The organism is Stenotrophomonas sp. (assembly GCF_031995405.1).
Lineage (GTDB): Bacteria > Pseudomonadota > Gammaproteobacteria > Xanthomonadales > Xanthomonadaceae > Stenotrophomonas.
Map to the genome: position 1 here is coordinate 1 of NZ_DAMAGC010000141.1, position 10,527 is coordinate 10,527.

The following is a 10,527-nucleotide window of genomic DNA, read 5'->3' on the forward strand; positions in this document are numbered from 1 at the left end:
ATGCGCCATGGATGGCGCATGCGAGCCTACACGGACGTACTTGCGGCGTGTCCCGACACCCCACCCGTACCCGACCAAACCAGCAGCCCCGGCACGCGAGACGCTTCAGAATTCAGCGGCCACCGTCATGAACAACTGGCGCGGCGCACTGGCGTGGATCGCGTAGCGGGTACCGGTCGGATCGGTCGGGGCGAACGAACTGAGCTGACCGGCGTAGCGCTTGTTGGTCAGATTGGTGGCGTTGAGCGACACCTTGATGTCGCGCAGGCCCAGACCCGGACCGAACGAATAGCCCGCACCCGCATCGAACGTCGTCACCCCGGCCACCGACTGGTCATTGGTGTAGGTGTAATAACGCTTGCCCGTGTACTTGGCACGCAGGCTCGCGAAGAACCCGTCGCGGTTCCAGCTGATCTCACTGGAGGCCATCCGCTGCGGCGTATCAACCGTGATCTTGCCGGCCACCGGCACGATCGCACCGCCGGAAGTGTAGTCATCCTCGTAGGTGGACTTGTTCCACGACAGCGCGTTGTACCACTGCAGGCCCTCGACCGGCTTGAGGATGAACGTCAGCTCCGCGCCCTGGCTCTTCACCGAGCCGACGTTGATGAAGCGCGTCACGCACTCCGGGCGGGTGCCCACCTCGATGCTCGAACACGGGTTCAACGACAGCAGCCGGTTGTCGAACGTGGTGTGGTAGGCGGCGATCGAGGCTTGGTACTTCTCACCGAAGGTACGGAAACCGGCTTCCAGCGACTTGGATTTCTCCGGCTCCAGCCCGGCGCTGGCCGCGAACGACTCCGGCGACACCTGCAGCGGGCCACCGCTGCCGCCGCCCACGAACGCTGCGATGTTCTCCGCGTACGAGGCGAACACCTCATTGTTGCCGTTGAGCTTGAAGCCGACGCCCAGCTGCGGCAGCACCGATTCCTTGGCGGTCAGCGTACCCGAGGCGATGGCGGTCTCATTGCCCGGCTGGGCGGTGGCACGCATGCGGGTATTGGGGCTCTTGATGCCCACGTCCACGGTCAGCCGGTCATCGATGAAACGCATGCGGTCCTGCACGTAGAACTGGCGCGTGAGGATATCGAAGTCCTGGTTGAACAGACGGCGGTCGGGATTCTGCAGGTACAGATCGTCCAGGAACGGGCCGCTGATGTAGTAGAAGTTGCGCGACACGTTATGGTCGTTCTGCTCGTACCACAGACCGGCTTCCAGTTCGTGGACGCCCACCTTCCAGCTCAGCGCGGCGGTCATGCCGGTGCGGTTGATGGTGTAGTTGGTGCTGCGGATGGAAATCGGCAGTGCCTGCGCCGTGCCCGGGTTGGACGGCTGGCCCGGCGCCCACCAGTGGCCCTGGCCGCGGTTTTCATGGTGGTAGCCCAGCAGTTTCAGACGCGCGGTGTCGCCCAGCGCCAGGTCGGCATCCAGCGCGTACAGATTGTCATCGCGCAGCGCGCGGCTCTGGTAGTACGCATCGTCGATGCTGTTGACCCCGCCGCTGAAGGCGCACTTCTGCGCGTTGTAGGTGCCCGGCGCGCAGTAGGCCGCAGCCACCGCGCGATTCCAGTCCGGGGCATAGATGTTCCAGTCGTAGCCCAGCCCTCGCGCGAGCATGCTCTTGGACAGATAGGCGTAGTTGGCCTGGCTCACACGCGAGGTCGCGGCAAACGCGCCGAAGCGGTTGTCGCCCACATTCCATACCGCCTTCGCATTGAACTGGCGGGTGGTCTGGTTCTGGTTCGGCTCGGCCCACATGTCCGCCTCCTGGTGCACGCCGGAGACATAGGCCGAGAAGCCGTTGATGTCGCCGGTGTCCACGCGCAGGTATCCGCGGCGCTGGTTGTCATCGCCGACGGTGACGCTGGCACGACCGCCGAACTCGGTGGACGGGTCCTGCGAGAAGTATTGGATGGTGCCGCCCAGGTTGCTGGTGGAGGCCACGCCCAGCGAGCCGATACCCTGCGACAGTTCGGCACCGGCCAGGTTCTCGGCGATCAGCGCGCGGGCGATGCTCAGGCCGTTGTAGTTGCCGTAGCTGTTGTCGCCCAGCGGAATGCCATCGAGCGTGTAGCCCAGACGACTCTTGTCGAAGCCGCGCAGGGTGATGCTCTGCGATTCCTCGTTGGCGCCGAACGCATCGTTGGACTGCACCGACACGCCGGGCAGGCGGTCGAGGATCTTCTGGCCGCTGGTGCCCGGCGGCAGCACCTCCTTGTCCACGGCCGTGATGCGCTGGACCTGGCGGGTTTCGCCCTGGCCGATCACCGACACGGTGTCCAGGGTCTGCGCGCTGAGCGCGGCGCTCGCATCGGTGGTTGCACCAGTGGTGGCGTCTACATCGGCGGCGTGGGCGTTGGCGGCGCACAGCGCGATCGCAACCGCGATCGTCAGGGGTCGGGTAAGCATGGTCGTCCGTTGCATGTGGGGTGGTGACCTGCGCACTGCAGGTGCATGACCATCATGCGAGCGGAAGATGAAAGCATTCTTACGTTATGGCGCGCTCCAGATGAAACGCGACCGGGCACACAGAGCGGCGTGCAGCGATCCAACGCATCATTCGGCGACCAGCTGGTCCATGCGGATGCGGTTGGCGAACAGCGAGAACGCCAGCATGCCGGCCAGCCCGTTGGCGCGGCTGACCCAGTGCGGCAACCAGCGGGGCGGGCGCAGGATGCCTTCTTCGAACAACGGTGCGAACGCGATCGCATCGGTCAGCGACATCTTGCCGGCGAACAGCCAGCGGCAGACCTGCAGGCGGTCTTCGGCGAGCATGTGGCGGAAGAAGGTATGTACCGAGACCAGCCCGCGCAGGTACACGGTGTCCTTGGTGAACGCCGCGCCGCCGGTCGGTGGCACGCCGCGGAACACGCGTTGGGCCGAGGCAAAGCTCTCCTCGTTGTTCTGCCCTTCGTCGCAGAAGTAGCGGAATACCTGGATGAAATCGGCGCCCTCGCGCGCCATCGCGATCGCTTCGGTCCGCAGGCTGATGCGCTTGAGGCGCTCGATGTCGATGCTGCCGGTGATCTGCTCGGCGAAGGTGGCCAACCCCTCCTGGGTGGCGGTCACACGCGGGGAGGACAGTGCCAGGCTGGGCAGGTGCGGTTGTTCGCGGCCATTGAGCGCGGTCAGCGAATGCACCAGGGCTTCGTGGTGGAACAGCTGGGCGCGGTCGTAGGCACTGAAGCGGGCGCTGGTGCGCAGGCGGATGCGCGTAGGGCCGGCGGCCGCCTTGGAGATCAGGTCCGGGTCGAGCTGCACGCTGATGATGCGCGATTCGAAGAAGGCGTCCAGGTCGCTCTGCAGCTGCAGTTGCAGGGCGGTCGCCGAGACCGGCACCTGTTCTTCCGGCGCGAGCAGTTCGTGGTCCAGTTCCTGCGCGATCTGGATGAAGTGGCGGGCCGCATCGCGGGTGCTGGGGCCATTGCCGGGCAGCGGGTGCTCGGGCGCGCCGAACAGCTCGACCGAGTAGCGGTCGACTTCGGGGGTGCCCAGCGATTCGAGCAGACCGGCGGCCAGGTCCCAGCTGTGCGCCGAGCGCTGCACGTACAGCCCGATGGGATGGTCCGGATCGCACTGGGCGCTGATCGCGGCGAGTGCGCGGCGGGTGTCGCCGAAGTCGAGTCGGGGATAGGCCACCTGCGGCAGCACCGGCTGGCCGCGGGCGACGCTGGCCAGGAACGGGGCCTGCAGGGCAGCGGGCCAACTGGTCAGGCCCAGCAGCTTGATGCCGCCCACCGCCTCCACCAGCTGCGCATCGAGCGCGGTGTGGTGGGCCACCTCACGATCCACGGTCATTGGTGTGTCCATGGGGCGGACAATAGCAGCCCCGCAGGGAGGCCTGCACGCAACGCCCGACCCGGCGTAGAGCCACCCCATGGGTGGCTGCATTTCGATCCGGTACCGCGTAGAGCCCCCCCCATGGGTGGCTGCCTTTCGATCCAACACCGCGTGCAGCCACCCATGGGGTGGCTCTACCCGGTTATCGGCGGCCGCCCTTGCCGCCCGGGCGCCACTGCGCGCCCTTGCCCACGTGCTTGCGCTCGATCGCCTGCTGGGCCTGGCGCACCGCCAGCTTGGCAGCGGCGGCGGCTACTTCTTCCTTCAACTTGAAGTAGTTCAACAACCGCTCTTCATCCAGCGTGCCGTCATCGATCGCCGCACGGATCGCACAGCCCGGCTCGCGCTGGTGCGCGCAGTCGCGGAAACGGCATTGCGCCGACAGCGCTTCCACGTCGGAAAAGCCGCCTTCGCTCAGGGCTTCTTCACCGGTCGGCTTGAGTTCGCGCATGCCCGGGGTGTCGATCAGGCAGGCACCGGCCGGCAGCGGAATCAGCGCACGATGGGTGGTGGTGTGGCGGCCGCGCGAGTCGTTGCTGCGCACGTCGGCGGTCTTCATCCGCTCCTCGCCCAACAGCGTGTTGGTCAGGGTGGACTTGCCGGCACCGGACGAGCCCACCAGCACCACGGTCTGGCCCGCGCCCAGCCATGGCAGCAGGGCCGACGCGCTGGCCGGGTCCTTGCCGTTGACCGCCAGCAGCGGGATGTCCTGCGCGGCCAGTTCCTCCAGCACGTCCAGGGCATCCTGGCTGTACTCGGTCTGGTCGGCCTTGGTCAGCACCACCACCGGCTGCGCGCCGCCGCCGCCGACCAGCAGCAGGTAACGCTCGATGCGGCGCGGGTTGAAGTCCGCATCCAGCCCACAGACGATGAACACCGTATCGATGTTGGCCGCGATCACCTGCTGGTGGTAATGCTCGCCGGCCGCGCCGCGCTTGATCGCGGTGCGCCGTGGCAGCAGCGCCACGATCTTGATGCCCTCCATCAGCACCCAGTCGCCCACTGCCGCACGTTCGTGGCTGGGGAAGCGCGGACGCTGCCATTCGGGCGGGGATTCGGTCTTGATCGCCGCATCGGGCATGTCCGAGACGATGTAGCCGGTGCGATGCTGCTCGATCACCCGACCCGGGCGCGCCTGCGGAAACTGCTCGAACAGGGCCTGCCAGGCCGGAAGTTCGGGGCCGCCCGGCCAGGGCCAGCCAATGGTCTGCAGGGCAAGGTAATCAGTGGGTTCGCTCATCGTGCCCATTCTAGAGGGTGTGGCGACCGGGCGTCGCCGCGTTGCCTGGCCGGTGGACAGGTCCGCTGCCGGCGCCCTGGTCCGCAACTGCTTGCCAGTGCTCGGAATTTGCCCTGAAAGGCTTGCCCTGCAACGCAACATTTCCGCTACCATGCCATTTCCATGCCCGACGATGACGGCCCGTTCATGTCCACGCCCCCGCTGAAGCCGCTCGCCACCCGCGAGCGCCTGTCCGAAGTCCGCTACGAGATCCGGGGCGAACTGGCGCGACGAGCGCGGGAGCTGGAGGCGCAGGGCCGCAAGCTGATCAAGCTGAACATCGGCAACCCGGGCAATTTCGGGTTCCGCGCGCCGGAGCACCTGCAGCGCGCGATCGCCGATGACATGGGCCGCACCGATCCCTACACCCACCAGCAGGGCCTGCCCGAGGCCCGCGAAGCGATTGCCGCTGCCTACGCGCGCCGCGGCGCGCCCGACGCGCATCCGGACCGGGTGTTCGTCGGCAACGGCGTCAGCGAGCTGATCGACCTGTCGCTGCGCGCCCTGCTCAACCCCGGCGATGAAGTGCTGGTGCCCTCCCCCGACTACCCGCTGTGGTCGGCGGCGACCATCCTCAACGACGGCCGCCCGGTGTATTACCGCTGCGCGCCGGAAAACGGCTTCCAGCCGGACCCGGTCGAAATCGAAACGCTGGTGTCCTCGCGCACCCGCGCCATCGTGCTGATCAACCCGAACAACCCCAGCGGCGCCAGCTACTCGCGCGAACTGCTGGAGAAGATCGTGGCCATCGCGGTCAAGCACAACCTGCTGCTGATGGTCGATGAGATCTACGACCAGATCCTCTACGACGGCGCCGCGTTCCATGCGGTGGCGCCACTGGCCGGCGAACACCCGTGCATCACCTTCAGCGGGCTGAGCAAGGTGCATCGCGCCTGCGGCTGGCGGGTGGGCTGGGCGATGCTGTCTGGTGCGGCCGAGCGGCTGGGCGAATTCCGCGCGGCGATGGACCTGCTCAGCGCGCTGCGGCTGTGCGCCAACGTGCCCGGCCAGTACGCCATCGATGCGGCGGTCAACGGCCCGGACACCATCTCCCCGCTGTGCGCCCCCGGTGGCCGCCTGTATGAAACCCGGCGCGCGGTCATCGAGGCCTGCAATGCCAGCGAGCACCTGTCGCTGGTGGCCCCGGCCGGCGCGCTGTACGCCTTCCCGGCGGTGGTCGGCCCGGCCGCGCGCAGCTTCGACGACCACGATTTCGCCCTTGAACTGATGAACGAGGAAGGCGTGCTGGTGGTACCGGGCTCCAGCTTCAACGTGCCCTACCGCCACCATTTCCGCGTCACCCTGCTGCCCGAGCCGGACGTGATGCGCGATGTCTTCGCGCGCATCGACCGTGCGCTGGCGCGGCGTGCCGAGGCCAACACCAAGGTAGTGCCGTTGAAGCCACGCAGCGCGGTGGCCTGAGATGGCGCTGTCCTACCTGGCACTGGGTGATTCGTACACCATCGGCGAAGGCGTGCAGCCAACGCAGCGCTGGCCCTCGCAGCTGGCCGCCGGCCTGCGTGACATCGGCATCGCGGTGGACGACCCGCAGATCATCGCCACCACCGGCTGGACCACCGACGAACTCGATGCGGGCATCGACGCTGCGGCCCCGCAGGGGCCGTTCGGCCTGGTCAGCCTGCTGATCGGGGTCAATGACCAGTACCGCGGGCGCAGCGTGGACGACTACCGGCCCCGTTTCACCGCCTTGCTGCAGCGCGCGCTCGGCTTCGCCGATGGTCGCGCGTCGCGGGTGCTGGTGCTGTCCATTCCCGATTGGGGAGTGACCGCGTACGGGATCGAATCCGGCCGCGACCGCGTCCAGATCGGGCACGCACTGGACGCCTTCAACGCCGCGGCCGCCGCGATCTGCGCCGAGCACGGCGTCGCCTTCATCGACATCACCGAGGTCAGCCGCGAACTGGGCGGGGAGGCACCGATGCTGGTCGAAGACGGCCTGCATCCGTCGGCGACGATGTACACGCTGTGGAACCAGCGCGTGTTCCCGGTCGCCCGGGTGCAACTGGCCGACGAGGTGGCGCGCTGAGCGCGGACGCCCTGCCACTGGCCAAGGAACAGGCCCGCCGCATCGCCGCTGCCTTCATGCCGGCCCGGCGCTTCGGCAACCGACGCGATTACTACTACAGCCGCGGCAAACTCGGCAGCGATCCGCTGTACCCGGGCGTGCTGGCCGCGCTGGTCCCGGCGCAGGGCGCGCTGCTGGACATCGGCTGCGGGCTGGGCCTGCTGGCGCATGTGCTGCGCCAGGCCGGCCAGCAGCAACCGTACCTGGGCGTGGACATCGACGCGGACAAGATCGCCCGGGCGCAGCGTGCCGGTGCGCACGCGGCGCTGACCGATGCGCGTTTCGCCTGTCTGGATGCCAGCGCCACCCTGCCCGACCACCACGGCAGCGTGACCCTGCTCGATGTGCTGCAGTACCTGCCGGCCGATGCGCAGACAGGCCTCCTGCATGCGGCCGCCGCGCGCGTGGCCCCGGGCGGACGGCTGGTGATCCGCACCACGCTGGCCGACAACAGCGGTCGCGACCGCACCACCCGCATCACCGACATGCTGGCCCACCTGGTGGGCTGGATGGGCACGCGACCGCGGCACTACCCCGATGCCGCCAGCGTGCGCGCCCCGCTGGAAGCGGCCGGCCTGCACCTGCAGATGACCCCGCTGTACGGCAACACCCCGTTCAACAACTGGCTGGTCTGCGCCGAGCGGCCCCTGCGGGGCTGAGGGTCGCACCCTGCCCGCTGCACGCGCATACTCGCGCCCCGACACCGGCATGGAGCCCGCATGACCCCGCCCTCATCCCGCCATTCCGCCCTGGGCATCGCCGCACTGGTGATCAGCCTGTGCGGGCTGGTGATGTTCGCGATCAGCGCACACGTCGCCCACACACCCGCCAACGCCGACATGCACCAGCTGCCGGTGGTGCTGCTGGTGGTGTTGTGCATCAGCATCGGGCTGGCCGTGCTGGCCACGCTGCTGGGTGTCGGCAGCCTGCTGCAGCACCGCCGCCGCCGGGTCACCGGCGTGTTGGCGCTGGGCCTGTCGGTCACCCTGCTGCTGGCGCAGCTGTCGCTGGTCAGCTGGATGCGCCAACAGTGGCAGCGCTCGCACCCGCTGGCCGGCAGCCCCATCACCCTGGCCCACCGTGCCTGAGCCCCCACGACGCGTTACTGACAGGAGTCCCCATGCAACACCGTCATGCCGGCCTCGGCATCGCCTCGTTCATCCTGTCGCTGGGCGGCGGGGCGCTCTTGTTCCTGCTGATCGTGGTGGCCGGCTACGCCGAGATGAGCACGCCCGGCGGGCTGGATGAAAGCGCGCCGTCCACGATGCTGCTTGGCCTGGCGATCCTCGGCGCGGGCGTGCTGGAGGTCGTGGCGGTTGCCCTGGGTATCGCCGGGCTGCTGCAACGCGACCGACGCACGCTGTTCGCGATCCTGGGACTGGTGTGCGCGGCGGGTATCCTGCTGGGCACCGCAGGCCTGATGGTGCTGGGTGCGATGGGTTGAGGGTGCCCGCCCTTACGCCAGGTCGGGCAACGCCGCGGTCAAACCCCGATCCTGCAGGGCCTGCAGCACCGACTCGATGATGACCAGGTTGTGCCCGTGCGCGGCACCTTCATGCAGCAGCACGATCGCGCCCGGCCCGAGCTGGGCGACGATGCGCTCCACCACCGCCTGCGGCTGGCAGTCCACGCCATCGTAACCGCGCGCGCTCCAGCCCACGCGGGTGAGCTGCCACTGCTGCAGCGCCGGGGCCACGAACGGGTTGGTCATGCCCACCACCGAGCGGTACCAGCGCGGCGGCTGCCCGGCGATGGCGGTCAGCGCCTGCTGGCACTGGCCAATCTCGTCGGCCATGGCCGCCCGCCCCAGCCGCCAGAAGCGTGTCTGCGGGTGGCGATGGCTGTGGTTGCCCAGGGTGTGCCCGCGCGCCAGCATCTGCCGCACCAGCTCGGGCTCGGCCAGGGCGCGCTCGCCGACCAGGAAGAAGGTCGCCTTGGCCTGGTAGCGGTCGAGCAGGTCCAGCACGGCCGGGGTCTCGGCCGAGGGGCCGTCGTCGATGGTCAGCCACACCCGCGGCGCCCGGCCCGGCAAGCGGCTGAGCACCGGCGCGTAGAAGCGGCTGTTGGGCAGGAACACCGGGACCAGGAACAGCGCATGCGAGGCCACCATGAGCGGCAGCCCCACCGGCCAGCCCAGCTGGACCCACGCCAGGACCACCAGCGCCTGCGACAGCAGCAGCCACGGCAGCCAGCGCCAGGGGCGCAGGGGAATGCGATGCAACGTTTCCGGTACGGTCATGCCCCATGATGCCATGCCGCGTAGAATGTCCGGTTCCAAATGCCGGACCCGACTGCCATGTCCCTTGATCCCGCCCTGCGCTCGCGCATCGAATCCATCCTCAACGCCAACCGCGTCGTGCTGTTCATGAAGGGTCAGCCGAGCATGCCGCAGTGCGGTTTCTCGGCCAAGGCCGTCGGCGCGCTGCAGGACCTGGGCGTGGAGTTCGACCACGTCAACGTGCTGGCCGATGCCGAAATCCGCGAAGGCATCAAGGCCTACGGCGACTGGCCGACCATCCCGCAGCTGTATATCGACGGCGAGCTGGTGGGCGGCAGCGACATCATCCTGCAGATGGCCGGCAGCGGTGAGCTGAGCAGCGTGCTCGGCCTGGCCGCCCCGGACCGCACCGCACCGAGCATCACCGTGACCCCGGCTGCGGTGGAAATGCTGCGGGGTGCGCTGGCCGATTCGCCCGGTGCGTCGCTGCAGCTGAGCATCGATGCGCGCTTCCAGCCGAACTTCCAGCTGGCCCCGCACGATGACAACGCGATCGCCGCCGAGTCCAACGGCCTGCGCGTGCAGTTCGACCTGGCCAGCGCGCGCCGCGCCGACGGCATCACCATCGACTGGGTGGACGATATCCGTGGCAAGGGCCTGGCCATCGACAACCCGAACGCGCCCAAGGCGGTGCAGGAACTGGCCGTGCGCGACGCGGACGACCAGCTGCGTGCCGGCAGCCTGATCGTGGTGGACGTGCGCCCGGCCGACGAACGCGCCATCGATGCGCCGTTCGAGACGTTCGACGGCGACAACCGCGCGCGCCTGGAAGCCCTGCCCAAGGACACCGCGCTGGCCTTCCTGTGCCACCACGGTGGCCGCAGCGCACAGGCCGCCGAGCAGTTCCGCGCCCTGGGCTTCAGCAAGGTCCACAACATCACCGGCGGCATCGACGCCTGGTCGAACGAGGTGGACAACAGCGTGCCGAAGTACTGATCGTCGGTTGCGATGTGTTGGAAAAACGCCGGCATTGCCGGCGTTTTTTTTTTTCTTTCAACAGCCAGGCGCGGTGTCTCGCGATCGTGCTGGCTGGGCGGGGGTGCG

10 protein-coding genes are annotated in these 10,527 nt (G+C 68.4%); 6 read left to right on the plus strand and 4 right to left on the minus strand.

Going from position 1 to position 10,527, the window contains the following annotated elements:
* Positions 1-105: 105 nt before the first annotated feature.
* From RTO53_RS17650 to rsgA, 3 genes are all read right to left on the minus strand, one after another.
* Positions 106-2,409, minus strand: coding sequence for a TonB-dependent receptor (locus RTO53_RS17650; protein WP_312239024.1), 2,304 nt, complete (start codon positions 2,407-2,409; stop codon positions 106-108).
* A gap of 147 nt (positions 2,410-2,556) precedes the next feature.
* Positions 2,557-3,810: a flavohemoglobin expression-modulating QEGLA motif protein gene (locus tag RTO53_RS17655; protein ID WP_312239025.1), complete on the minus strand. Its 1,254-nt coding sequence runs from the start codon at positions 3,808-3,810 to the stop codon at positions 2,557-2,559.
* A gap of 172 nt (positions 3,811-3,982) precedes the next feature.
* The gene (gene rsgA, locus RTO53_RS17660; protein WP_312239026.1) at positions 3,983-5,089 is read right to left on the minus strand and encodes a ribosome small subunit-dependent GTPase A; all 1,107 of its coding nucleotides are present in this window, start codon (positions 5,087-5,089) and stop codon (positions 3,983-3,985) included.
* Positions 5,090-5,266: 177 nt separating this feature from the next.
* On the opposite strand from rsgA, the gene RTO53_RS17665 reads away from it, so the two are divergent.
* From RTO53_RS17665 to RTO53_RS17685, 5 genes are read left to right on the plus strand one after another with little or no spacing between them, the layout of a single operon-like run.
* Entirely contained in the window at positions 5,267-6,541 is a 1,275-nt protein-coding gene (locus RTO53_RS17665) for a pyridoxal phosphate-dependent aminotransferase (RefSeq protein WP_312239032.1), read from the plus strand.
* Between the two features lies 1 nt (position 6,542).
* Positions 6,543-7,166 (plus strand): GDSL-type esterase/lipase family protein, encoded by a 624-nt coding sequence (locus RTO53_RS17670; RefSeq protein WP_312239027.1) that lies wholly within the window; start codon positions 6,543-6,545, stop codon positions 7,164-7,166.
* Positions 7,167-7,183: 17 nt separating this feature from the next.
* Positions 7,184-7,864: a class I SAM-dependent methyltransferase gene (locus tag RTO53_RS17675; protein WP_312239033.1), complete on the plus strand. Its 681-nt coding sequence runs from the start codon at positions 7,184-7,186 to the stop codon at positions 7,862-7,864.
* Positions 7,865-7,924: 60 nt separating this feature from the next.
* A complete protein-coding gene (locus tag RTO53_RS17680) occupies positions 7,925-8,293 on the plus strand; it encodes a hypothetical protein (RefSeq protein ID WP_312239028.1) in 369 nt (122 codons plus the stop codon).
* Between the two features lie 32 nt (positions 8,294-8,325).
* The gene (locus tag RTO53_RS17685; protein ID WP_312239029.1) at positions 8,326-8,649 is read left to right on the plus strand and encodes a hypothetical protein; all 324 of its coding nucleotides are present in this window, start codon (positions 8,326-8,328) and stop codon (positions 8,647-8,649) included.
* 12 nt (positions 8,650-8,661) lie between these two features.
* Here the strand turns inward: RTO53_RS17685 and RTO53_RS17690 are convergent, their stop codons facing one another.
* The gene (locus RTO53_RS17690; protein ID WP_312239030.1) at positions 8,662-9,444 is read right to left on the minus strand and encodes a polysaccharide deacetylase family protein; all 783 of its coding nucleotides are present in this window, start codon (positions 9,442-9,444) and stop codon (positions 8,662-8,664) included.
* A 57-nt stretch (positions 9,445-9,501) separates the two neighbouring features.
* Here RTO53_RS17690 and grxD point away from each other — a divergent pair, with 57 nt between their 5' ends.
* Positions 9,502-10,419: a Grx4 family monothiol glutaredoxin gene (grxD, locus tag RTO53_RS17695; protein WP_312239031.1), complete on the plus strand. Its 918-nt coding sequence runs from the start codon at positions 9,502-9,504 to the stop codon at positions 10,417-10,419.
* Positions 10,420-10,527 lie beyond the last annotated feature (108 nt).